We start from the raw sequence: 22,324 nt of genomic DNA on the forward strand, positions 1-22,324 counted from the left end.
AGTGCGAAGTTTGTGATTGATTGCCGGTTAGGTGTTGGCGCTGCGGGCGGCGCTGGACACCCCGATGACCCAGCAGGAACAGCCTGCGCAGCCCGATGACCAGGCAGGGCAGAGCGCCGAGTCGGGGCCGGTGGTGCGCGAGACGACCGCGTCGGAGATGATCGCGCGGCTGCGCGAGTACTGTCGCCGCGCCGTTGACTGACCTAACCCATTCCGTGTAGGCCGCAGCCGAGGTAGGGCGGGTGGCTGCGGCGGGCCGCGAGCCGGGCCAGTGCCAGGGCCGTAGCCGCCTCGACCGTTGTGATCTCCTCGCGCCTGGCCCGTTCGAAGACCTCCGCGACAATGTTCCCCACGCGCCGGACCCTGGCCGTCGCCCGCTGGTCATCGTGACCGAGGAGTTGTTCCTCCAGGTAGATCAGCCCACCGGCGCTGGCGAGGAAGTCCGGGGCGTACCGGATGCCGTCACGGGCCAGGGCGCCGGCCAGGGCGGGAGCGGCGAGGACGTTGTTGGCGCCCCCGGCGATAACTCGGCACCGCAGCCGCGGGAGCGTCTTTTCCGTCACCACCTCTCCCAGCGCGCACGGCGCCAGCACGTCGCAGTCGGAGGAGATGATCTCTCCCGCGGGCACCACCTTCGCTCCGTACCGGTCGGCGACCTCGTGCGCCCGCTCGGCGACCAGGTCCGCGACGATCGTCTCGGCCGACTCGGCGCGCAGCAGGCGGACCAGGTGGGAGCCGACGTTTCCCGTCCCCTGGATCGCGACCTTCACGCCGGCCAGGTCGCCGGAGCCGTGCGTGGCCCGCAGCCCGGCGCGGATGGATTCGAGCACCCCCAGCGCGGTGTACGGGGACGGGTCGCCCCTGTCGCAGACGGGAGCGGTCTCACAGCCGATGACCTCGATGTCGGCCTGGGTGGTGCCGACGTCGTTGACCGGGATGAACCGTCCGCCGAGCGTGGCGATGTACCGGCCATGGGCGCGCAGCAGGGCCTCGCTCTTGTCGTGCGCGGGGTCCGCGATGATGAGGCTCGCGCCGCCGCCGAGGTTGAGCCCGGCGGCCGCGGCCTTGAGCGTCATGGCCTGCGCCAGGCGCAGGCCGTCGGCGATGGCCTCATCTTCGTCGGCGTACGGCCACATACGTACTCCGCCCAGGGCCGGGCCGAGGGTGGTGTCGTCGATGACGATGATCGAGCGGAGCCCGCTGGCGGGGTCGGCGCCGATGGCGACTTGCTCGGTGGCGTGCTGTTCGATGCGGTCGAACAGATCCATAGCGATGATCTCCCTTTTGGAGGCGGTGTGTCAGTGCTGGGCGGTCGCGGCGGGCACGGGCTCCAGGGTCTCCTCCTCTCCGACGAATCCCGAGTCGAGCAGTTCGGACACCTTGCCGTCGGAGAGTCTGGTCCGGACGGCCCATCCGTAGACGATGAGGCTCCAGACCCCGATGGCCACGGATCCCCACGCGAAGCCGAGGCTCTCTTCCATAAAGCTGATCAGGGCCAGGCCGCCGAGCCAGGGAAGGAACCACGACGACGCGCGCAGTTCCATGGCGGGACCGTCCTTGATGAAGGGCTGGGTGGCGAAGAAGACGATGTAGCCGAGAAGGACCGCGACGCACAGCTTCCAGTACGTCTCCCAGCCGGTCCAGAAAATGATCAGGTTCGAGGAGAAGAAGGCGAGGAAGGGGATGACATCCTTGCCCGGGAGCTTGAAAGGCCGGGGGTGCTCGGGCAGAGAGCGCCGCAGGGCGGCCAGGGCCAGCGCGCCGGAGCCCAGGGACAGGACCGTCGCGGCCGTGACGAACCCGACGAGCGACTGCCAGCCGGGGAACGGAAGGAAGAAGACGACCCCGACGAAAAAGGTCAGGATGAGGCTGATGTACGGGGTGCCACGCTTGTCGAGACGGGCGAGCCCGGAAGGCGCGTTCTTGTTGCGCCCCATCGCGTACATGACGCGAGACGTGCTGACCGTGTAGATCAGACCGCTGTCGGCGGGTGAGACGACGGCGTCGACGTAGAGGACCACGGCGAGCCAGTTGAGCCCGAGGATGGTGGCCAGGGCGGCCAGAGGGCCGAAGATGCCGGTGGCGGAGCCGGAGGCGAGCGCGATGTCTCCCCAGCCGCCCGCGAGGGACTCCGGTGACAGAGCGCCGATGAAGACGATCTGCAGCAGGATGTACAGGGCTCCGGTCAGGAGCACCGATCCGACGACGGCGATGGGGACGTTGCGGCGGGGGTTGTCGGTCTCCCCGGCGAGTTCGATGCCCTGCCTGAAACCGAGATAGGAGAAGACAACGCCTGAGGTGGCGATGGCGGACAGAATGCCCTCGATCCCGAAAGGAGCAAAGCCCCCGGCCGCCGGCAGGGTGAAGTTGGCGCTGTGGAAGGCGGTGAAGGCGAACGCCACGATGACGGCCACGATGACGGCGATCTTCCACCAGACGAGCAGGTTGTTGGCGCGGGCGAACCATTTGACGCCGTAGAGGTTGACGACGGTGAGCAGGGCCATGAGCACGACGGCGACCGCGAACCCGGTGGGGAAGGTGAGGACCGCCACACCGTCCACCTCGTGCATGAGGAAGGTGAAGTGCACGGAGCTGTACTGAATGGCCGCTTCGACTTCGATGGCGGCCGCCGATCCACACGTGATCCAGAGAATCCAGCCGAAGCCGTAACTGGCGAAGGATCCGAACGCGTAGTGCGGGAAGCGGGTCACTCCTCCAGAGAGGGGCAACATGGTGCCCAGTTCCGCATAGACCAGGGCGATGGTCATGATCATGAAACCGCCGATGATCCAGGACAGGATGGAGGCGGGGCCGGCGGTGTTGGCGGCGCTCTGGGCGCCGAAGAGCCATCCTGAGCCGATGATGGCACCGACTGAGGTGAACAGGAGTCCGACGAGCCGGACGTCGCGGCGTAGTTTCACAGTGCTTTCCCGGGGGGTGCGAAGATCGTGGTCAGGGCTCGGACAAGGCGCTCGATGTCGTGCAGGTCGTTGTAGGGCGCGACTGACACCCGGATCAACGACTGCTTCTTCCACATGCGGACAGGTGCGTCGATGGCGAATTCGGCACGCAGCCGGGCCGTGGTGGCCGCCGCGTCGCATGCGGGGACGCGGAAATAGGCCATCTGGAGGGGTTGCGGCTCGGCGAACGGCTCGAACCCGGCTGCGGCCATGAGGCCGCGGGCGGTGAGCAGCAGGTCCCGGCATTCGAGGTTGCGGGCGTGGACGCTGACGAACGAGATGGCGGCAGGGATGGAGAGGTACGCGGACGGGTCGCGGGCGCTGCGCCAGTCCTGGCTCGGCTCGTAGGGCGGATCGTCCTCGCCGGTCCCCCAGCCCGGGGCGAGCGGCTCCAGGGTGGGCTGGATCTCGGGACGCACCTGCATAAAGGCCGCGGCCTTGGGGGCGCACAGCCACTTGTGGCAGTTGCCGATGTAGACGTCGGCGCCGACGGCGTCCAGGTCGAGAGCGAGATGGCCGGGCGCGTGGGCGCCGTCGACGACGGACAAGACGCCGGCCTGGCGAGACAGGCGGCACAGCTCCTCCACCGGCATCAGCAGCGCCGTGGGCGAGGTGATGTGACTCAAGACGAGAGCCTTGGTGCGTTCGGAGGCGTGAGACCAGATCTCAGACGCGCAAGTGCCCGGGGCCCGCACGATCCGCGCGCCGCTTCGCGCGGCGATGAAGTCCAGGGCCTTCTCCACGGCTCCGTACTCGTGTTCGGTCGTGAGAATGTCGTCGCCGGGTGACAGGCGCAGGGATCGCAGCACCGTACTCATCGCCACAGTGGCGTTGAGCACCAGGGCGAGATCGTCGGCCTGGGCGCCGAGGTAGGCGCCGAGCAGGATACGGACATGGGCGAGGCTGTCGGCCAGCCGCGTGTCAAACATCAGGCTGGGCGAGCGTTCGAGTTCGCGCTGCCAGGCCTGATATATCTCGAAAACCGGTCGAGGGCAGGCGCCGAAGGCTCCATGGTTCAGATGGGTGATCGCGGGGTCCAGGAGGAACAGATCGCGGATGCTGAGTATCTTCGGCACACGGTCAACATAGGAAGAGCAGGCAATATGTGTCCAATGCATCTATTTAAGGCATATCATCAGTTAAATTGATGTGTATGGAAGTGGATCAAATCACGGCCTTCCTGGCCATCGCCCGGCAGGGCGGATTCACCCGGGCCTCCGAGGCGCTGCACGTCTCCCAGCCCGCGATCAGCCGCCGAATCCGCCTGCTCGAACAGGAACTGGGCGCCCCGCTCTTCGAACGGGTCGGCCGGGGCGTGATGCTCAGCGAGGGCGGGCGGGCGTTCCTGCCGTACGCCGAGACGCTCGTCACCCTGATGCGCGACAGCCTCGACGCGGTCCGCGAACTGCACCACGGACACACCGGAGAACTGGCGCTCGCCTTCGTCGGCACGCTAGCCGGAACGGGCCTGACCAGGCGCCTGCGTGACTACCAGCGCGCACACCCGGGCGTGCGGCTGCGGATCCGCACAGCGACCAGCGACGGCGTCAGCGACCTAGTCCGCCGCGGCGAGGTCGCACTGGGGCTGCGGTACGACGACGACAACCATCCCGACCTGCTCTCCACGCGGACCTACGACGAGGAATTGGTGCCCATCGCCGCACCCGAGCACCCACTGGCCGCCTCACGGCACCCGACCCGCGACGAACTGGCGGCACATCCCTGGATCACCTTTCCGCCACGCACCGGTGAGACGCGCGAACCCTATGCCAACGCCCTTCGCGCACTGCTGGGACAGGAAGCGGCCGACACGACCGAGATCGTGCCGATCGACAGCCTGACCGCTCAGATCAGCCTGGTGGAAGCGGGGTTCGGGCTGGCCATGGTGCCGCGCAGCGCCGTCGAGCGGGAACTGAACGCGGGCTGGCTACGCGTCCTGGACGTCGCCGCCGCCTCCTCCTCGATTCCCGTGGTGCTGGTCGAGCGGCGTCAGGGGTTTCAGAGCGGAGCGGTCAAAGCCATGCGGCTCGCCCTGCTGGCCCGTAACGGCGGATGAGCTCCCGCTCAAAGTGGCCGATTGTCGGGGGCGGCTCTGGGCCGTCACGTACTCCACTGCGTCCAGAACGCTGCGCTCGGCGTTGGCCGACTCCAGGTCGATCGACTCCACCAGGGTGAACAACGTTGAGCGGTGCGAGCGATAGTGCTGGTCCAGCAGCGGCAGGTAATTGTTGCCGTGATGGGCTGAGACCGCCTCGAGCGCCTCCAAACCCGAGACTGCAGAATCCCCGGAAATGCCGCTGTCAGCGTTCGCAGACGACCTCATCGACATGCGCATCTACATGCTGACCGCTGCAGTTGCCAGCCGATGGAAGCTCCACAGACGACAGGAAGCGCCCGGCGAGGAAGCGATGCGTGACCTCTTGACCAGGCGATACAAACACGCAGTTGACGATATCCCACACCGTGACCTACTCGACTGCGTCGGCTCGGAGGCAACCTGCAGTTCCTCGATGCGCTTGCCGACCACGGCAACCACGACTACGACTCCGAAAGCCCGGCAAGCGTGTAACCGCGGTCAGCCTCAGCTTCGCGAATGTCCTGTGGTAGGACGTGGCCCCTGATGGTTGCCGCGGCGGCCCGAGCCCGCAGGCCTACGTCGCTGTCCTGATCCCATCAGAGCTGATCGTCGCGTCCGACAGTCCGGCGGCCGCACGGGCGAGCACGAACCCGGCCAACACGTCGGTTTCGAACGCTGCCAGCTCGTCCGCAGTGGCCGGGGCACCGCAGATCCTTCACCACAGTCAGCGCCAACTCCGGCCTCCCCGCCTTCATCCGCAGAGCAAGACGAACGACGAGGACGCTCGTCGGCGGCACCGCGGACGACTTCTGGGATGGTGCGTTGGCGCGGGAGTCGACGCCGCACGTCCTTGAGGTCGCCGGCGCCGATCATGGCATGAAGGTGCCGGGGCCGCTGCACAGATCCGCCGAGGTGCTCGGTCAGGTGACGACGACCATTGAGGCCTTTCTCGACAGCGTCGTCTGGTGTTAGCGGAAGGCCCAATCCCGAGGCCGCTACCAGCTTGTACGGAACCGCGGGAACAGAAGTTGATGGCACGCCGGACAGAAAGCTGACGCTCGGCGGGAGGATCCCGGCCTGCTTCTCGTCGTTGTCGCGATCTTGTAACGGACCCCGCACCGGGATATAGGTGATGTCGCCGACCAGCTTGATGCCCGGCCAGGCGGCGGTGAAGTCGCGGGCCCACCAGGTCGGGGATGCCACGATAGTCGCCCCGCGCGGTGGTGGCCGGCCGGAACGCCAGGACCTGGGCCGGGACCAAGCCCTGCTCGCGCATCAGGGCGCGAACCAGCTCGGCCGAGCAGTGCTCGCCGCGGCGCGCCGCCCTTTTCAGGAAGATCAACTTCTCGCGCAGCTCGGCGTTCTCCCGCTCCAATTCCCGGACCCTGGCCCGGTCCGGCCCGGAGACCGCCTGCCGCTCCTCCTGCGAGTTCGCGATCCGATGCCGGTTCACCCGGCTGCCCATGGTGTCGCCGCGGTGCTACGTCACGACGTGGTCGCGGGGCGGCAGGGGGTGCCGGGGCGGGGAGGCGCAGGTCCGTCAGGTACGCGTCGGCGTGGTCATGAGGTGTCCCCGAATGGGGCGAGAGCGTGTCACGCGGAAGCGGTGGGGTCGCTGACGTGACCGATGAACAAAGGGGTGGACGTCGAACGGTGCATGATGGCGAAGGCGAAGGCGTGGTCAGCGCGGAACTCGGTCACCGTGCCCGCCAGGCCGGACGTCGGGAACGCCAGCCCTGTTACCGCTGCGGCCTCGGTGCCCCATTCGTCCACCGAGATGTTGGCCCGGTGCACTGCCTGGCCGAGGAAAAGGTCGTCCGCGATGCCGGAGAAGTCGGCGCCGTCGAACAGTACGCCCAGCCCGAGCGCGCGCAGCGGCTCCTCCAGGTCGAGGTCGGTGGCGAAGTCCCAGCCCGGCAGGCTGACCGTGACCGCCGTCGGCTTCAGGCCCGCGGCCACCTGGGCCAGCCTGCCGGGCTTCATCAGCTCCCCCGGCGAGCCGCCCCGCGCGGGCAGCAGCACCCACATCGCCAGGTCGCTCTTCGCGTACGGCAGTTCGACAGCCTGCCAGCCCGCCCTTGAGGCGTACCGGAACTCCCCCGTCTGCCGCATCAGCTTCGTGCGCACGGTGGAGCCGTCCTCGCGCGTGAACGCGGCGTTCTCCTCGTGGGGACCCTCGGCGAACGAATGCTCCCAGTCCGCCTTGAGGTAGACGGCGTTCGCGATGACCAACCGTGTCGCCTCGTCCAGTTGGTCGAACAGCTTCTTGATGCGCCCCGCGGTCTGCTCCTCGACCCAGGCGTCGATGACGGCGGTGGCGTTCTCACGGAAGTCGACGGTACGCACGCCCGTGCCGTACTGCGCGGCCAGGGTGCGCAGGAACGGCTGCTTGACCGACAAGCCCTGCTGCGCGAACAGCCCGTTGGCGATGCCGACCACGGGGTCGGCGGGCTCGCTGTTCTGGGCGTCCCTCTCGCCTCCTGAGGTGGGCTCCGGCGGCACGCCCGCAACCGTGACGATCTTCCTCGTAAGGGCGTTGAACGCGGTGTGCGGCCCCGCCGCGGGGAAGCCGCACGCCTTGTCCAGCGCCGCCGCGGTGGCCCCGGCCGCTCCAGCCCTCGCCATGCCGAGCGCGTAGGCGATGCTGAGCGGGGAGAGCACCATGTTCTTGCCCGGCTCGACCGCCGCTGCGTACACGCTGTGACCGAAGGCGGTCAGTCCGCGCACCACCTCGGCGAGGGGAGGGTCCACCGGCACCTCCCGGCTGACCCCTTGAGCCATCAGTACGGTGTCCTCCGATCCGCCACAAGCGGACGCGGATATGGCGAGCAGGGCCAGGGCAAGGAACTCCCGCCGCCGCGGGCCCACAGGAAAGTCGAGCGACATAACTCCAAGACGTTCGCCGACGAGGAATGGTTCGGTGGGTGCCTCAGTGATGCATAAAGGTCAGCCATCGTCCTGGCGGAGTGGCAGGACGTGCTCATCGACGCTGACCGGCGCGGCCTGACTCCGCTCTTCCACTCGAACATGAGCCGTACGGCGAGATCCAGTTGCGGACCGACCGCCGCCTGGAGCTGACCGGCCTGCCGACGGCGGGACACTGAGGAGCCTCACTCAATGGCCCCTTAGTGTGCCGGTCTCACGTGCGTGGTCAGGGTGGGTGGTGGCGCGGCCCGGCCGGTCCTCCTCCCAGGGGTAGGTCTCGGCCTGGCCTGCATGCCAGTCGAGGAAGATCTTCGCCGCTGCGACCTGCTGCGCCGCGTCCCGGATCGGGGATCCGACCTCCAGGGCCGCCAGCCGCGTGAACTCCTCCGAGCGGGCCTCGATCCCGCGGCCGGCACGGCGCAGGACCTCGGCGCGCTCGGGGGGCGTGGTGTGCCGCCACGGGCCGTGGTCGAACGCGGCGCGCGCGGCGCGTACCGCGCGATCGACGTCGGAGGGCCCGGCGAGCGCCGCGCGGCCGATCGGCTCTTCGGTGAAGGGACAGATCACATCAGTGGTACGGCCCTTCTCCGGCTCGACCCACTCGCCGTCCACGTAAAGAAAATCACGTACGACCTGCTCGGCACCCATGTACGACTCCTAATACAATGTCCTAAAAGTCGGCAGGCTTTTAGGGTTTTGTCCCGTCACCAGGAGGCCGTGATCGACGCCAGAGCCATCATCGCGCACGCCGGCGAGCCCGGCTTCACCGTCGAGGACGTCGAGCTGGACGAGCCTCGGGCGGACGAGATCCTGGTAAGGCTGGCCGCCTGTGGCGTCTGCCACACCGACCTGAGCATGCGACGGGTCTGGCCGCGCATCCCGGGCAACGAGAAACGCTCTCCCGTGGTTTTCGGGCATGAGGGCGCCGGCATCGTCGAGCGGGTGGGCTGCGGCGTCACGAGGGTCCGGCCGGGTGACACCGTGGTGCTGAGCTACCGGAGCTGCCGCGCGTGTCCCGAATGCGCCGCCGGCCATCCGTACTACTGCCGCCGGTTCGGCGCGCTGAACGCGAGCGGGGTCCGGCCGGACGGCTCGACGACCCTGCGGGCAGGCGGCCGGGCCGTGTACGGCTCCTTCTTCGGACAGTCGAGCTTCGCCACGTACGCGCTCGCCTACGAGGACAATGCGGTGGTGGTCGGCCCGGACGTCGACCCCAGCGTGGTCGCGCCGTTCGGGTGCGGCGTGCAGACGGGGGCGGGCACCGTCATGAACGTGCTCGACCTCGACGAGCGCTCCTCGCTCGTCGTGTTCGGAGCCGGAGGGGTGGGGCTTTCGGCGGTCATGGCGGCGCGGGCGCTCGGCGTCTCGACGATCGTGGTGGACCCGGTGGAGAGCCGCCGTCGGCTGGCGGTCGAGCTGGGCGCCTCCGCCACGATCGATCCGAAGGCCGAGAACGTGGTCGAGGCCGTTCGCGACCACACCGGCGGCGGGGCGACGGGTTCGATCGAGACGACCGCGATCGTCGACGTCCTGTTCCAGGCGCTCGACTGCCTCGCGACGCGGGGCACGTGCGTCGCGCTCGGCGTCGACACGCCGCCGTTCACGTTCGGTATGGAACGGCTCTCCGGCGGCAGGTCCCTGCGCCGGAGCATCGAGGGTGACGCCGACCCGCACGAGTTCGTCCCCAAGCTCCTGGACCTGCACGCGCGCGGCCTGCTCCCCGTGGAGAAGCTCATCCGTACGTACCCCTTCGAGGACGTCGAACAGGCCGTGCGCGACGCCGAGTCCGGCGAAACGATCAAGCCCGTGCTCGTCTTCGACCAGTAGGCCGTCTCTCATAGCCAGAGGACGGCGGCGTCGAGCGCCTCGATCTCGGCGCCGTCGACCCTGAGCGGGTTGATCTCGATCGACGCCAGCCCGGGCCCGAGCCGTCCGGCCATCCGGGCGAAGTCGACGATCACCCGCACCAGCCCGTCGAGGTCGACGGGCGCGGACCCGCGAACGCCTTCGAGCAGCGCCTTGCCGCGAAGCTCGCCCAGCATGTCACGTACGTCGCTCTCGTCCACCGGCAGCAGCCGCAGGCTGGTGTCGTCGGCGACGTGCACCCACACGCCACCGAACCCGACCGCCAGCGTCGGCCCCCAGTGCGCGTCGCGAACCAGTCCGACGATCAGCTCCAGCCCGCCGGCGCGCATCGGCGCGACCAGAGCCCCTTCGACGTGCGCGCCGGCCACGCGCGCGCCCGCGGCGGTCACCCGGTCGAACGCCTGGCCCACCTCCGCGTCCGTGCGCAGACCCAGGGCGACGCCACCGATGTCGCTCTTGTGCAGGATCTGCGGCGACACGACCTTGAGCACGACGGGATACCCGAGCTCGCGAGCCGCCGCGACGGCCTCCTCCCGGGTGGCCGCCGCCCGCCACGGGACGACGGGGATTCCGTGCTCGGCGAGCAGCCCGAGCCCCCGCGCCTCCGACCACGGGCCATCGCCCGCCTCCGGGGGCGGGCCGGCCACTGCCGATGGCCACGTGCCGCCGATTTCCTCTCGTGACGGGCCGTCATGGCCGTCGGCCTGCGGGCCGGTCTCGGCTTGCGTCGCCATGCGTCGTCGGCGTAGCCAGGCCGACCAGCGCATGGCCGCGCCGATCGCGTCGATGGAGTCGCGCAGACCGGTGAGGGCGTGGGGAACCCCCATCCGCTCCAGCTCGGCCGCGGTGTGCGGGCTGATCGTGTCGAAGGTCTGGTCCATGAGGACGCCACGGCCTCCGGCGGCGCGCAGCCCCTTCGCGATCATCTCGACCTTGTGCCTGATGCGTTCGGAGCGCTGCTCCGTCGGCAGGACGTAGACGGCGGCGAGCAGCGCCACGGAGGGATCGTCGGCGAACACGGCGAGGGCATCGGCGAAGAGCTGGGGGTTCTCCGACGCGGCGCCCGTGATGTCGAGCGGATTGCGCAGTGCGCCGTAGGAAGGGAGTAACCGCGACAGGCGCTCCTGCGTCTCCTCGGCGAGCGGCTCCAGCGGCACCCCGGCGATTTCGGCCCGGTCGGCGATGATGTCGCAGGCGCCCCCGGAGATCGACACGACGCCCAGCCCGCCGGGCACCAGCGGTCCGGTACGCGCGAGCAGCCCCGCCGTGATCGCCAGCTGCTCCAACGACCCCACGCGGACGACGCCGAACTGCCGCAGCGCCGCGTCCACGAGCCGGTCGTCACCGACCAGCGCGCCCGTGTGGGTGAGCGCGATCTCGGCGGCGAGGGCGCTCGTGCCGACCTTCATCACCACGATCGGCTTGCGGAGCTCTGCCGCCCGCGCGGCCAGCCGCCGGAGGCTCCCGACGTCGCGGATCGACTCCATGAACATGGCCACCGAGCGCACGCGGTCGTCCTCGAGCACGGCCGCGGCCATGTCGACCGTGTCGACCATGGCCTCGTTGCCGGTCGAGATCACGTGGCTGAGCCCGATGTTCTGCCTGGCGGCGAACGACGCGATCGTGTAGGCCGTCGCTCCGCTCTGGGACACCACCGCGACGCCGCCGGGAGCCACTGAAGGCATCGGCCCCGACCAGGCGGGCGCCCGGTCCACGACGTTGACGAACCCGAGGCAGTTGGGGCCGACACACATGAGGCCGAGCTCGCGGCAGCGCTCGGCCAGCTCCTGCTGGGCGCGTACGCCCTCGTGGCCCGTCTCACCGAATCCGGCGGCGAGCACGACCACCGAGCGGATGCCGGCCGCCGCGGCGTCGGCCAACGCCACCGGCAGCGCGTTCGCGCCGACGAGCATGAGAGCCAGGTCGACGGGCTCGCCGATCTCGGTGCAGCTCGTGACGGATGGGCGGCCGTGCACCTCACCGCCGTTGCGGTTGACCAGGTGGAGGGAGCCCTCGAAGCCGAGCCGCGCGAAGTTGGCGAACGAGCCGGTGGACCAGCCCAGCCGGTCGGAGGCGCCGACGAGGGCCACGCTCTTCGGCGACAGCAGCGCACGAAGGCGCGCGGAGACGTCACGTGCGGAGACGTCACGCGAGGCGCCGGGCGCGCTCTCCCCTACTGGCCCGTCCACTGCGGCTTTCTCTTCTCGGTGAACGCTTTGGGGCCCTCGACATAGTCGGCCGACGCCAGGAGGGTCTCGCGGCGGGTGTGATCGCGCTCGAACGCGTCGTCGACGCTGTGCAGGAGACCGTCGAAGGCGGCCTCCTTCGTCAGCCGTACCGAGAGCGGAGAGCATTGGAGGATCTCGGCGGCCCAGCGTTCGGCGGTCGCCATCAGCTCCGCGATCGGCACCACCTCGTTGACGACCCCGATCCGGTGCGCCTCCTCCGCCTTGATGATGCGGCCGGTCATCAGCAGCCCCATCGCGTGTTTGAACGGCACCTGCCGCGCCAGCCGGTGGATGCCGCCCGCGCCCGCGAACAGCCCGACCCGCGGCTCCGGCAGCCCGAACCGCGCGTGGTCGGCCGCGATGACGATGTCGCAGGCGAGGGCCATCTCGAAGCCGCCGCCGACGGCGACGCCGTTCACCGCGGCGATCATCGGCTTCGGGCAGTCGAAGTCGCGCGTGATCCGGCCGAACGGCGGTCGCGCGTTGCCCTGGACCTCGCCCCCGGCGGCCGTGCGCTGCGCCGTCGCCTTGAGATCGTTGCCCGCCGAGAACGCCCGCTCGCCGGCGCCTGTCAGGATCGCGACCCAGACCTCGGGGTCGTCGCGGAAGTCCTCCCAGATCTCCTTGAGCTCCAGGTGCGCCTCCAGGTGGAGCGCGTTCATCACCTCGGGGCGGTTGAGGGTGATGTACGCGACGCGACCGCGCTTTTCGTACCGTACGAACTCGTAGCTCATGCTGCCCTCCTGAACTTCGGCACGACGACGTCGGCCGAGACGGGCTCGAACACGACCTCGAGCGGCATCCCGATCTTCAGCTCGCCGGGAGCGGCGCCGACGACGCTGGTGTTGAAGCGGACCCCTTCGGGGGTTTCCACGGTGGCGACGACGTACGACTCCTCGAAGCCCGGATAGCGTTGGTGCACCACGACGAAGCTGTAGAGGCAAGCCCGGCCACTCGCGGGCTCCCACCGCACCTCGCCCGAGAAGCACTCCACGCAGCGCGGCTTGACCGGCCACATGAAAGCTCCGCACGAGCCACAGCGCTGGAGCATCAGCTCGCCCCTGGCGGCCCCCTCGAAGAAGGGGGCGCTGGCCTCGTCAGGCACGGGTATCGGCCGTTGTGCGGCGGCTTCAGGCGGCATGTTTGCTCCAGATCGTCGTCGAGTGGTAGTTGAGAACGCCGCCGTTACCGCTCGCGAGCACGATGTCGTTCCTGCCGACCTGCCGCTCGCCCGCCTGGCCCCGCGCCTGGATCACCGCCTCCGAGAGCGGTGTGAAGCCCCACATGTAGTAACCGGACAGCTGCCCGCCGCCGGTGTTGGTGGGCAAGGAGCCGGCGGGGCCGAGCCTGCCGTCCTCGACGAAAGCGCCGCCCTCGCCCTTGGCGCAGAATCCGTAGTCCTCCAGCGTGACGAGCACGGTGTAGGTGTAGCAGTCGTACAGCTGCAGGACGTCGACGTCGTCGCGCGTGATGCCGGCCATCGCGAACGCGGTCTCACCGGCCCGCCGGGCGCCCGTGTCGATCCCCGGATCGCGGCCGGCCCGCTGGTTGTCTCCGGGCGCGGCCTGCGTGGCGGCGAGCAGGTGGACGGGCGGCTGACGGAGATGCCTCGCGCGGTCGGCCGTGGTCATGACTACCGCGACCGCCCCGTTGGAGACGAGACAGCAGTCGAACAGGTGGAAGGGGTCGACGACCATCCGGGAGCTCTGGTGGTCGTCGATAGTCATCGGCTTGGTCATCTGCGCGCGCGGATTCAGCCGCGCCCACTCGCGCTGCGCGACGGCGATCGCGCCCAGTTGCCGGCTCGTCGTGCCGTACTCGTGCATGTGCCTGCGGGCGGCCAGCGCGTACGGCGGATTGCCGCCGAACTCTCCGTACGCGGCGCGAAGGCCGTTCATGCCGTTCCAGGCGCCTCGGCGGGCGTAGGCCGCGGCGGCGCCCACATCCTGCCGCAGCGGCGCGTCGGCGTAGACGAGCACCACGTGGGAGACGATGCCCGCATCGAGGGCGAGCGCGGCGTACTGCACCATCGCTCCGGAGGTCGAACCCGCCGCGCTCATCACGTTGAGCATCGCGAGATCCTGGAAGCCGAGCGTCATCTGCAGGCGCGGCTCCATGTCGACGTTGCCGTTGCCGTTGACCAGCAGGCCGTCGATGTCGGTCTTGTCCAGACCTGCGTCGGCGAGCGCGATCGCGATCGCCTCGGCGGCGAAGTCGGCGGCGCTCCGGCCGTAGATCTTGCCCATCTCGGTGATCCCGAGGCCGACGATCGTAGCGCTGGTCTTCCATGGTGTCGCCTTCACGACCGTGAAGCTATCCGAAGTCCAGGCAAATCAAACCTACTTCAATTCAAGAACTTTGGCCGCACGTATGCCTCGCTCGCCACGTACACCGCTCCACACTCGGACCACCAGATATGGACGGGCCGAACACCGCATGATACGAATTCAGTTCATGAAAAACTCTGGCCAGAGGTGCGGCAGGACCACCGAGTTGCCGCCAGCCGGGGCGGCACGCGAAGGCGTGCGGCCATGATCGGCCATGAGGTCCAGCCGGTCGCGTACCCGCGCGGCGAGGTCCGTCCGTCGGACTTCCGCGTCGTCGAGGTCCCCGTGCGGGATCCGCGGCCGGGCGAGGTGCTCGTCCGCAACACGTGGACCTCCGCCGACGCCGCACTGCGGCTGCGACTCAGGGAGAAGTCGCCGCCGGGCTACTTCCCGGCCTTCCCGCTCGGCGCGCCGATGGACGGCATCATGACGGTCGGCGAGGTCGTCGCGTCGCGCGTCGACGGGTTCGCACCGGGTGACACCGTCTGGCACGCCTCCGGGTGGCGCGACTACTCGCTCGTCGAGGCTGGCGGCCAGGCTCTGGGCGGCGTGGGCACGCTCACCAGGCTCGACGTCGAGGGCGTGCCCGCGCAGGCCTACCTCAGTGTGCTGGGCGCCAACGGGCTCACCGCGTACGCCGGGCTCTTCCACATCGCCGCTCTGCGGGAGGGTGACGTCGTGTGGGTCTCTGCGGCGGCGGGCTGCGTCGGCGCCCTCGTGGCGCAGATGGCGAAGATCCGCGGGCACCGCGTCATCGGCAGCGCGGGCTCCGCTGAGAAGGTGCGCTACCTCCTGGACGAGCTGGGCCTGGACGCCGCGTTCGACTACCGGGCCGGCTCCATCCCGGAGTCGCTGCGCGAGGCGGCACCCGACGGCATCGACGTCTACTTCGACAACGTGGGCGGCGACCACCTGCAGGCCGCGCTCGGCGCGCTGCGCAAGGGGGGCCGCGTGGCGATCTGCGGCATGATCTCCGAGTACGACGCCCCCGAACCGCCGCCGGGGCCGTCCAACCTCATGCTGGCGGTGACGAACGACCTGACGATCCGCGGCTTCCGCGCCAGCAGCAACGCCCACCTGCTGCCCGAGATGACGCGGGAGGTGGGGGCGTGGATCCGGGAGGGCCGCCTCCGCTACCGGGAAACGGTCATCGAGGGCCTGGAGCGGGCGCCGGTGGCGCTGGCCGGGCTGATGCGCGGCGACAACATCGGCAAGACGCTGGTACGGATCGACGCCGCCGGCTGAGACGGCGACAGCCGGTGAGCCCTCGTCAGGGCTCACCGGCTGGGTCTCACTGGCTGGGGTTCGAGGGCCCGGTCGATGGCGACGTGCCGCCAGCGCCGCAGCCCAGGCAGCAGGCGGGTCAGGTCGGCGTGCTCGCCGCGCCACCAGGTGATGAACCGCTCATGGCTCCACTCCGGCGGGCCGGAGGCGAGCAGGACGAGGTCGTACACGGCGTTCTACCCTTCGCCACCGGATCACCTCACCGAGCGCGAACTCGACGGCGCCGGACCCGGAGCCCGTTGCGACCGAGGATGTAGCCGGCGAGCTCGTCGCGGCCCTCACCGGCGATGCGCCGGTCCGGCAGCGTGATCAGGAAGCGGATGTCCGGGGCGACGAGCTTGAGCCCGCTCTCCGGGTCCGGCCCGTCCAGACAGGCGTAGCAGTCGGTCAGTCGCATCGCAGCGGACCTCCAGCCGTTAGTTCTCCATTAGCTCTCGACCATGCGCAGCGCGCACCCAACGTAGAAGTCGCGCACCTCGTTGAGGGTGAGCCGTCCGCCCCAGCGGTACCACCGCCAGACACTGACCAGCAGCCCCAGCACGGCCTGGGCGAGGGTGTGCGGGTCGCGCCGGGGAAACACCCCGGCCTCCATCCCGCGCTCCAGCAATCCGGTCCACGCCACCTCTATGTTGTGGACGAGGACGCGGGCCGCCTGCCGGGCCTCCTCCTCGCGCTTGGAGCTGCGCGGGGTCTCCAGCAGGCCGATGTGGTTCTGCAGGATGCGCATCTGCAGCACCTCCTGCTGGGTGACGTCGAAGGCGCCGGACAGCGCGGCCCGCAGCCCCTCCGCCGGGTCGACGCCGGCCGCGGCCTCCAGGAAGTGCTCATGTGAGCGGTGCAGCTCGTGGTGCATGATGGTCAGCAGGCAGTGCGCCTTCGACTCGAAATAGTGATAGAGCGACGTCTGGCTGATGCCCACCCGGTCGGCCACGGCCGACCATTTGGTGGCCTCGTAGCCGAACTCTCCGAAGTAGCCGACGGCGGCCTCCAGGATGGCGCCGCGCTTGGACCGCGGTCCCGCGTCCATGTCAGCGATAGACTTCCCCGCCACGCCTCCTCCTCTCGGAATGATCGCGTCGTAGTCTACTGAACTGAGGTTGGTTCATACCGCGAAATGATCAGACCGTGTCCAGTCCGAGGGTGTCGACCGTGCCGCGCCAGGCGAGCGAGCCGCCGTCGACGAGCCAGACCACGCCGTTGACGTACGCCGCCTCCCCGCCGGCCAGGAAGCAGACCAGGGCCGCGATGTCGTCCGGGGTGCCGATGCGCCCCACGAGCTGGGTGCGGGTCAGCATGCGCCGTCGTTCGTCCCGGTTGTCCCCCGCGTCCAGGTAGTCGCTCACCATCCTGGTCTCCGTCGCGCTCGGACAGTAGCAGTTGACCCTGATCCCATACCTGGCCAGCTCGACCGCCAGGTTCTTGGTGAGCAGCGCGACCCCGCCCTTGCTGGCCCCGTACGCCAGGCTCGACACCCCGCCGACCAACGAGCCGGTGGAGCCGCAATTGATGATCGACGGCCCGCGCGTGCTCTCCTTCAGGTACGGCACCGCGAACTTCGCGCACAGCCAGGAGCCGCGCAGGTTGACCGCCATCACCCGATCCCACGCCTCCAGCGGCATCTCCTCGATCGAGAGCGGGACGCCGAGCATGGTCTCGTGAATGCCGGCGTTGTTGTGCAGGACGTCGATCCCGCCGAACGCCTCGGCCGCGGCCCGCATCAGCTCGCGCACCTGGTCCGCGTCGGTGACGTCGCAGTGCTGGTAGCGGGCCCTGCCGCCGGCCTCGGTGATCTCCTCGACGGTACGGGCGCCCGCCACGTCGTCGAGGTCGGCCACGACGACGGCGGCCCCGCGCGAGGCCGCCATCCGCGCCGTGGCGGCGCCCATGCCCCGTGCCGCGCCGGTGATCACGAAGGTCATGCCGTCCAGCTGAGCGCCCATGGGTTACTCCCTTGCTAAAACTGAGTTCAGTTTGGTAACTTCCAGGAAATCTAAGCCAGCGGCCACAAACCAGCAAGAAGTCAGCACGGGGGCACGTCGGTTCAGCTGGGAGCCGGTTCATCTGAGGAGCCCAGAATGCGAGCACACCCGCGACGGCCCAGTGCACTGCCCGTCGTCCTGCTGCTGATGACCAGCCTGTCCCTGGCCGCGTGCGGCGGAGGCGGCGAGACGCAGGTCCAGGCCGTGCCCGCCTCGGCGGGCGTGGACGCGCTGATCGAGGCGGCGAAGAAGGAAGGCAAGATCACCGTCTACTCCGCCCAGGCGCTGGACCGCCTGAACGCTCTGGCCTCCGCCTTCGAGAAGAAGTACCCGGGCATCGACGTCGAGCCGGTCCGCGGCGTCGACGGCGACCTCAGCGTCAAGATCGAGACAGAGTTCCAGACCGGCAAGGGCATCGCCGACATGTTCGTCAGCGCGAGCCTGCCTTGGGTGCAGAAGTACGCCAAGGACGGCCGCTTCCTCGCGCCGACCGGTCCGGAGCTGACCGGCAAGGGCGCCTACGACATCAAGAAGTACGTCCACCCGGGCAACTACTTCGAGACCAACTCCGTGGTGCTCACCTTCGGCTGGAACACCAAGCTCTACGCCAAGGGCCTGACGGACTACACCGGCCTGCTCGATCCGGCCCTGTCCGGCGGGAAGATCGGCGTCATCGAGCCCACCGCGGCCTCCATCGTCGACTTCTACCTCTGGCTGGAGGAGACCTACGGCGCCGACTTCGTGCAGAAGCTGGCCGCCCAGAAGCCGCGCATCTACCCCAGCGCCCTGCCTATGTCCGAGGCGCTCTCCTCCGGCGAGATCGCCGCCGGCGCCTTCGTGGCACCGTCGTCGCTGGTCCCCGCCAAGGCCAAGGGCGCGCCGGTCGACTTCAAAATGGCCCCCACCGGCGCCTGGGGCGCCCGCTTCTACGGCATGGTGCTCAAGAGCGGCACGCACCCCAACGCGGCCCAGCTCTTCGCCGACTTCATGGTCACCGCGAAGGGCCAGGAGCTGATCGCGCTGGCCGCCGGCGCGGTGCTGCCGGACATCCCCGGCACGCTGATCACCAACGACAAGGTGCGGCTGCAGGACCCGGCCAAGCTGACGCCCGAGGCCGTCACCGCCTACCAGAAGAAGTGGAAGTCACTCTTCCAGTAACCCCCTTCCCGCTCCGTCCAGCGATGGACGCCATGGCAGGCACCCGCGCCACGCGGGCGCCTGCCTGGTCCGATCTCCCCACATAAGGATTTTCGCCATGTCCCACGTGCGCATCGAGGGTCTGACCAAACGATTCGCCGGCAAGCCGCCCGCCGTCGCGGTGGACGACCTGTCACTGGAGATCGAACCGGGCGAGTTCGTGGTGCTCCTGGGCCCCAGCGGCTGCGGGAAGACGACCACGCTGCGCTGCCTGGCCGGCCTGGAGACGCCCGACGAGGGGCGCATCTCGCTGGGCGAGGAGACGGTCCTGGACCTGCGCGGGAAGCTCAACCTGCCGCCGAACAAACGGCGGATCGGGATGGTGTTCCAGTCGTACGCGCTGTGGCCGCACATGACGGTGCGCCGCAACATCGGCTACCCGCTGCGGGCCCGGCGCGTGGCCCGCGAGCAGTCGCGGCAGTGGATCGAGGAGACCGCGGAGCTCGTCGACTGCGGGGCGCTGCTCGACCGCTACCCGGCCCAGCTCAGCGGCGGCCAGCAGCAGCGGGTCGCACTGGCGCGCGGCCTGGTCGCCCGGCCCGACCTGGTGCTCTTCGACGAGCCGCTCAGCAACCTCGACGCCCGGCTGCGCGACCAGGTCCGCGCCCAGCTGCACGAGCTGCACACCCGGCTCGGCTTCACCGCGGTGTTCGTCACCCACGACCAGAGCGAGGCGCTCGCCCTCGGCAGCCGCCTGGCGATCATGAGGGCCGGCCGGATCGAGCAGCTCGACACACCCCAGACGGTGTTCGAGGCCCCGGCCACCGAGTACGTCGCCGGTTTCATCGGCATGTCGAACCGGCTCCCGCTGCGCCGCCACGGCGACGGCTGGGGCCTGAGCCCGCAGGGGGACGAGCCGCCCCAGGACATCGCCGGCGAGCTGCCGGTGCCACGCCCGTACGACGAGATCGCCGTACGACTGCGACCCGACGATGTGCAGCTCGCACCCGCCGGGCAGAAGCCGCCCGCGGGCGGCGTCGGCCTCGCCGCGCAGGTCGTGGACGCGCAGTTCGGCGGCCGGCACATGGACGTGACCATCTCGGTCGCCTGCAACCGTCTGCAGGCCCGCGCCGCGCTGACCGGCAGCCAGTGGGCCCGGAACCTGGCGCCCGCCCAGCAGGTCACCGCCTGGTTCCCCGCCGAGGCCGCCATCTGCTACGACTCCGGTGGCGCGCGCGTCGAGGCGCACCCGACCGCCACCACCGTGGGGGCGTGAGACGTGGCCGCACCCGTTGCCCCTCCCGTCGCGACGGCTGTGCCCGCCACCATGCCACCGGCGCGCACCCCGGCCCTGGCCCGCGCGCGGCGGCTGCTGCCGTGGCTGGGCGCGCTCACCTTCCTGGCCGTCATCGGCTACCTCGTCCTTGCGCCCCTGATCGGCCTGCAGTGGCTGGCGTTCGAGGACGGCGGCCGTGGCTACGCCGCCGCCTTCGACGACCCGCAGATCGGCGTCACCCTGCGCACCACCGTGGGGCTGGCGCTGGGCTCGCTGGTCATCGCGCTCGTCCTCGGGACGCTGCTCGCGTGGGCGGCGACCCGGCTCCCGCCCCGCCTGCGCCTGCTGCGCGCGCTGCCGATCCTGCCCATCGTGGTCCCGGCCGTGGCGGCGGTGACCGGCTGGGCGTTCCTGCTGTCGCCCCGGCCGGGCTACCTGAACGCGCTGATGCGCCAGCTGCCCTGGTGGAGCCACCTGGAGGAGGGGCCGGTCGACATCTACTCGCTGCCCTGGATCGTGATCATCACCGGTTTCGGGCTGACGGCGTTCGTCTACCTGTTCGTCAGCTCGGGCTTCGCCGGAATCAACTCCGAGCTGATCGAAGCGGCGCAGGTCAGCGGGTCGTCGGCCACCGGGGTGTTCTTCCGGGTGACGCTGCCGCTGCTGCGGCCGGTGCTGGTGTACGGCGGGTTCGTGGCGCTGCTGCTGGGGCTCGGCCAGTTCACCGGGCCGCTGCTGCTCGGCCGTACCACCGGCATCAACGTGCTGACCACCGACATGTACGTCGCGGTGTCGCAGAGCCCCGTGGACTTCGGCAAGGCCGCGGCGATCGGGTCGCCGCTGCTGCTCGTCGGCATCGCGGTCGTCCTGTGCCAGAAGGTGATGCTCGGCGATCACAGCCGTTTCGTCACCCACGGCGGCAAGGGGTTCAAGGGCGGCGGGCGGCCGTCGCGGCTCGCGGTCGTGGCCATCGTCCTGTACGGCCTGGTCGCCATGGGGCTGCCGCTGGGCGCACTCGCGATCGTGTCGCTGTCGTCCTTCTGGAGCGGCACGATCGACGTGAGCGGGTTCACCCTGGACAACTTCCGGCGCGTCTTCGCCGAGTCCGGCATCACCGACGCCATCGTCAACAGCCTCACCATCTCCGTCATCTCGGTCGCCATCGCGCTGCCCGTGGGCTTCATCGCCGCGACGCTGCTGCTCAAGGGGCGACGATTCCGGGCCGTCCGGACGGCTGTGGACTTCATCGTGGCCATGCCGCTCGGGATCCCGGCCGTGGTGTTCGGGGCGGGATTCCTGCTGACGTACAGCCGCGAGCCGTTCATCCTGTACGGCACGCACGAGGTGATCGTGCTGGTGTACGTCACGCTGATGCTGCCCTTCACCACCCGGATGCAGTTGTCCGGGATGGTGGCGCTCGGCGACACTTACCAGGAGGCGTCCCGCACCAGCGGGGCCGGCCCGCTGCGGACGAACGCCGAGATCGTGCTGCCGCTGATGCGGCCCACGCTGGCGGGCGCGGCGGCGCTCATCTTCGTGCTGCTCACCCACGAGTTCACCGCGTCGCTGCTGGTGCGGGCACCCACGACGCAGGTGATGGGGACGATCCTGTTCGACTACTGGTCCAACGGGTCGTATCCGACGGTCGCGGCCATCGCCCTGGTCATGACGCTGGTGACGTCGGCCGGTGTCTTCGCGGCCATGGCCGCCGCCGGCCCCGACGTCTTCGACAAGCTCTGACCGTCTCGGCTCCGGGAAGGAGACGACCGTGCCCCACACGTTCGACATCAGCGACGAGGTCGCGGGGGTGGACATGGCCGCGCTGGGGCCGACCGGCATCCCGGTGGCGGGCGCGGTGCGGGACTGCGCGGACCCGGACGTGCTGGGCGTCCCGTTCACCGTCATGTCGTACGTGGACGGCACCGTGCTGCGCGACGGCGACGACGCGTCCGCGCTGGAGCCCGCGGTCGCGCGGCGATGTGCCGAGACCCTGGTGACACGCTGGTCCACCTGCACGCGCTGGACCTCGTACAGGTGGGGCTGCGCGACTTCGGCCGGCCCGCCGGTTACCTGGAGCGGCAGCTTCGGCTGTGGCGCAGGCAGTGGGACCGCGTCGCCACCCGCGACCTGCCCGACCTGGACACTCCCCACCGTCGGCTGGACCGCGCCCTCGACGCGGGCGTCGGCGGCGGGTTCGGCCGGACGACGCTGCCGCCGGTCAGGGCCTCGATCGTGCACGGCGACTGCTGCGGGTGGTGACCGCGT

21 protein-coding genes and 2 pseudogenes are annotated in these 22,324 nt (G+C 69.8%); 10 read left to right on the top strand and 13 right to left on the bottom strand.

The genetic code is table 11. The annotated features are described in order from the left end of the window. Positions 1-64: 64 nt before the first annotated feature. Entirely contained in the window at positions 65-202 is a 138-nt protein-coding gene (locus ACGFNP_RS46985; protein ID WP_393329535.1) for a hypothetical protein, read from the top strand. Position 203: 1 nt separating this feature from the next. Here ACGFNP_RS46985 and ACGFNP_RS46990 read toward each other — a convergent pair whose 3' ends face one another. The 3 genes from ACGFNP_RS46990 to ACGFNP_RS47000 are packed head-to-tail and all read right to left on the bottom strand — an operon-like array spanning position 204 to position 4,036. Then, complete coding sequence (locus tag ACGFNP_RS46990) at positions 204-1,268, bottom strand: Leu/Phe/Val dehydrogenase (protein ID WP_393329537.1); 1,065 nt, start codon at positions 1,266-1,268, stop codon at positions 204-206. 30 nt (positions 1,269-1,298) lie between these two features. Beyond that, positions 1,299-2,921, bottom strand: a complete 1,623-nt coding sequence (locus ACGFNP_RS46995) for an APC family permease (protein WP_393329538.1) — start codon at positions 2,919-2,921, stop codon at positions 1,299-1,301. Continuing rightward, positions 2,918-4,036, bottom strand: a complete 1,119-nt coding sequence (locus ACGFNP_RS47000; RefSeq protein ID WP_393329539.1) for an aminotransferase class V-fold PLP-dependent enzyme — start codon at positions 4,034-4,036, stop codon at positions 2,918-2,920. The genes ACGFNP_RS46995 and ACGFNP_RS47000 overlap by 4 nt, the downstream gene beginning before the upstream one ends. Before the next feature lie 77 nt (positions 4,037-4,113). Between ACGFNP_RS47000 and ACGFNP_RS47005 the strand changes: the two genes are divergently transcribed. Together ACGFNP_RS47005 and ACGFNP_RS47010 are read left to right on the top strand one after the other, a co-directional pair. After that, a complete protein-coding gene (locus tag ACGFNP_RS47005; RefSeq protein ID WP_358342336.1) occupies positions 4,114-5,016 on the top strand; it encodes a LysR family transcriptional regulator in 903 nt (300 codons plus the stop codon). 843 nt (positions 5,017-5,859) lie between these two features. Continuing rightward, entirely contained in the window at positions 5,860-6,009 is a 150-nt protein-coding gene (locus tag ACGFNP_RS47010; protein ID WP_393329541.1) for a hypothetical protein, read from the top strand. A 621-nt stretch (positions 6,010-6,630) separates the two neighbouring features. Here the strand turns inward: ACGFNP_RS47010 and ACGFNP_RS47015 are convergent. Further along, positions 6,631-7,788, bottom strand: a complete 1,158-nt coding sequence (locus ACGFNP_RS47015) for a serpin family protein (protein ID WP_393329543.1) — start codon at positions 7,786-7,788, stop codon at positions 6,631-6,633. A 363-nt stretch (positions 7,789-8,151) separates the two neighbouring features. Continuing rightward, positions 8,152-8,610, bottom strand: a complete 459-nt coding sequence (locus tag ACGFNP_RS47020) for an aldehyde dehydrogenase family protein (protein WP_393329544.1) — start codon at positions 8,608-8,610, stop codon at positions 8,152-8,154. A gap of 69 nt (positions 8,611-8,679) precedes the next feature. Between ACGFNP_RS47020 and ACGFNP_RS47025 the strand changes: the two genes are divergently transcribed. Next, positions 8,680-9,789 carry an NAD(P)-dependent alcohol dehydrogenase gene (locus ACGFNP_RS47025; protein ID WP_358327092.1) on the top strand — a complete coding sequence of 370 codons (1,110 nt, stop codon included), beginning with the start codon at positions 8,680-8,682 and terminating at the stop codon, positions 9,787-9,789. An 8-nt stretch (positions 9,790-9,797) separates the two neighbouring features. On the opposite strand, the gene ACGFNP_RS47030 is transcribed toward ACGFNP_RS47025, so the two are convergent. From ACGFNP_RS47030 to ACGFNP_RS47045, 4 genes are read right to left on the bottom strand one after another with little or no spacing between them, the layout of a single operon-like run. Then, a complete protein-coding gene (locus ACGFNP_RS47030) occupies positions 9,798-12,017 on the bottom strand; it encodes an acetate--CoA ligase family protein (RefSeq protein ID WP_393329545.1) in 2,220 nt (739 codons plus the stop codon). Next, on the bottom strand, positions 12,002-12,790 hold the full coding sequence (locus tag ACGFNP_RS47035; protein WP_358327096.1) for an enoyl-CoA hydratase-related protein: 789 nt from the start codon (positions 12,788-12,790) through the stop codon (positions 12,002-12,004). Before ACGFNP_RS47035 ends, ACGFNP_RS47030 begins: the two co-directional genes overlap by 16 nt. Next, a complete protein-coding gene (locus ACGFNP_RS47040) occupies positions 12,787-13,197 on the bottom strand; it encodes an OB-fold domain-containing protein (RefSeq protein WP_358327098.1) in 411 nt (136 codons plus the stop codon). The genes ACGFNP_RS47035 and ACGFNP_RS47040 overlap by 4 nt, the downstream gene beginning before the upstream one ends. After that, positions 13,187-14,359, bottom strand: coding sequence for a thiolase family protein (locus tag ACGFNP_RS47045; protein WP_393329546.1), 1,173 nt, complete (start codon positions 14,357-14,359; stop codon positions 13,187-13,189). The genes ACGFNP_RS47040 and ACGFNP_RS47045 overlap by 11 nt, the downstream gene beginning before the upstream one ends. Positions 14,360-14,587: 228 nt before the next feature. On the opposite strand from ACGFNP_RS47045, the gene ACGFNP_RS47050 reads away from it, so the two are divergent. Next, complete coding sequence (locus ACGFNP_RS47050; protein WP_358327102.1) at positions 14,588-15,628, top strand: NADP-dependent oxidoreductase; 1,041 nt, start codon at positions 14,588-14,590, stop codon at positions 15,626-15,628. 32 nt (positions 15,629-15,660) lie between these two features. Here the strand turns inward: ACGFNP_RS47050 and ACGFNP_RS47055 are convergent, their stop codons facing one another. From ACGFNP_RS47055 to ACGFNP_RS47070, 4 genes are all read right to left on the bottom strand, one after another. After that, a complete protein-coding gene (locus ACGFNP_RS47055; RefSeq protein WP_393329547.1) occupies positions 15,661-15,837 on the bottom strand; it encodes a hypothetical protein in 177 nt (58 codons plus the stop codon). 29 nt (positions 15,838-15,866) lie between these two features. Beyond that, a complete protein-coding gene (locus tag ACGFNP_RS47060; RefSeq protein WP_393329549.1) occupies positions 15,867-16,064 on the bottom strand; it encodes a hypothetical protein in 198 nt (65 codons plus the stop codon). 30 nt (positions 16,065-16,094) lie between these two features. Next, positions 16,095-16,718, bottom strand: coding sequence for a TetR/AcrR family transcriptional regulator (locus ACGFNP_RS47065; RefSeq protein WP_393329551.1), 624 nt, complete (start codon positions 16,716-16,718; stop codon positions 16,095-16,097). A gap of 67 nt (positions 16,719-16,785) precedes the next feature. Continuing rightward, positions 16,786-17,607 (bottom strand): glucose 1-dehydrogenase, encoded by an 822-nt coding sequence (locus ACGFNP_RS47070; RefSeq protein WP_358327110.1) that lies wholly within the window; start codon positions 17,605-17,607, stop codon positions 16,786-16,788. 135 nt (positions 17,608-17,742) lie between these two features. On the opposite strand from ACGFNP_RS47070, the gene ACGFNP_RS47075 reads away from it, so the two are divergent. The 5 genes and pseudogenes from ACGFNP_RS47075 to ACGFNP_RS47095 all read left to right on the top strand — a co-directional run. After that, positions 17,743-18,804 (top strand): extracellular solute-binding protein, encoded by a 1,062-nt coding sequence (locus ACGFNP_RS47075; protein WP_358327112.1) that lies wholly within the window; start codon positions 17,743-17,745, stop codon positions 18,802-18,804. Positions 18,805-18,901: 97 nt separating this feature from the next. Continuing rightward, the gene (locus tag ACGFNP_RS47080; protein ID WP_393329553.1) at positions 18,902-20,059 is read left to right on the top strand and encodes an ABC transporter ATP-binding protein; all 1,158 of its coding nucleotides are present in this window, start codon (positions 18,902-18,904) and stop codon (positions 20,057-20,059) included. A 3-nt stretch (positions 20,060-20,062) separates the two neighbouring features. Continuing rightward, the gene (locus ACGFNP_RS47085; RefSeq protein ID WP_393329555.1) at positions 20,063-21,799 is read left to right on the top strand and encodes an ABC transporter permease; all 1,737 of its coding nucleotides are present in this window, start codon (positions 20,063-20,065) and stop codon (positions 21,797-21,799) included. A gap of 73 nt (positions 21,800-21,872) precedes the next feature. Next, a pseudogene (locus tag ACGFNP_RS47090) lies at positions 21,873-21,983 on the top strand (phosphotransferase family protein); the annotation flags it as partial. Between the two features lie 35 nt (positions 21,984-22,018). Beyond that, positions 22,019-22,318: pseudogene (locus tag ACGFNP_RS47095) on the top strand (phosphotransferase); the annotation flags it as partial. Positions 22,319-22,324 lie beyond the last annotated feature (6 nt).

It is taken from the genome of Nonomuraea sp. NPDC049269, from assembly GCF_043197155.1.
Taxonomy (GTDB): Bacteria; Actinomycetota; Actinomycetes; order Streptosporangiales; family Streptosporangiaceae; genus Nonomuraea.

Excerpts from the sequence above, each read along its gene's own strand:
- ACGFNP_RS47040 (WP_358327098.1), bottom strand. The coding sequence starts at position 13,197 with ATGCCGCCTGAAGCCGCCGCACAACGGCCGATACCCGTGCCTGACGAG.
- ACGFNP_RS46985 (WP_393329535.1), top strand. The coding sequence starts at position 65 with ATGACCCAGCAGGAACAGCCTGCGCAGCCCGATGACCAGGCAGGGCAG.
- ACGFNP_RS47080 (WP_393329553.1), top strand. The coding sequence starts at position 18,902 with ATGTCCCACGTGCGCATCGAGGGTCTGACCAAACGATTCGCCGGCAAG.
- ACGFNP_RS46990 (WP_393329537.1), bottom strand. The coding sequence starts at position 1,268 with ATGGATCTGTTCGACCGCATCGAACAGCACGCCACCGAGCAAGTCGCC.
- ACGFNP_RS47060 (WP_393329549.1), bottom strand. The coding sequence starts at position 16,064 with ATGCGACTGACCGACTGCTACGCCTGTCTGGACGGGCCGGACCCGGAG.
- ACGFNP_RS47070 (WP_358327110.1), bottom strand. The coding sequence starts at position 17,607 with ATGGGCGCTCAGCTGGACGGCATGACCTTCGTGATCACCGGCGCGGCA.
- ACGFNP_RS47075 (WP_358327112.1), top strand. The coding sequence starts at position 17,743 with ATGCGAGCACACCCGCGACGGCCCAGTGCACTGCCCGTCGTCCTGCTG.
- ACGFNP_RS47005 (WP_358342336.1), top strand. The coding sequence starts at position 4,114 with ATGGAAGTGGATCAAATCACGGCCTTCCTGGCCATCGCCCGGCAGGGC.
- ACGFNP_RS47035 (WP_358327096.1), bottom strand. The coding sequence starts at position 12,790 with ATGAGCTACGAGTTCGTACGGTACGAAAAGCGCGGTCGCGTCGCGTAC.
- ACGFNP_RS47050 (WP_358327102.1), top strand. The coding sequence starts at position 14,588 with ATGATCGGCCATGAGGTCCAGCCGGTCGCGTACCCGCGCGGCGAGGTC.
- ACGFNP_RS47020 (WP_393329544.1), bottom strand. The coding sequence starts at position 8,610 with ATGGGTGCCGAGCAGGTCGTACGTGATTTTCTTTACGTGGACGGCGAG.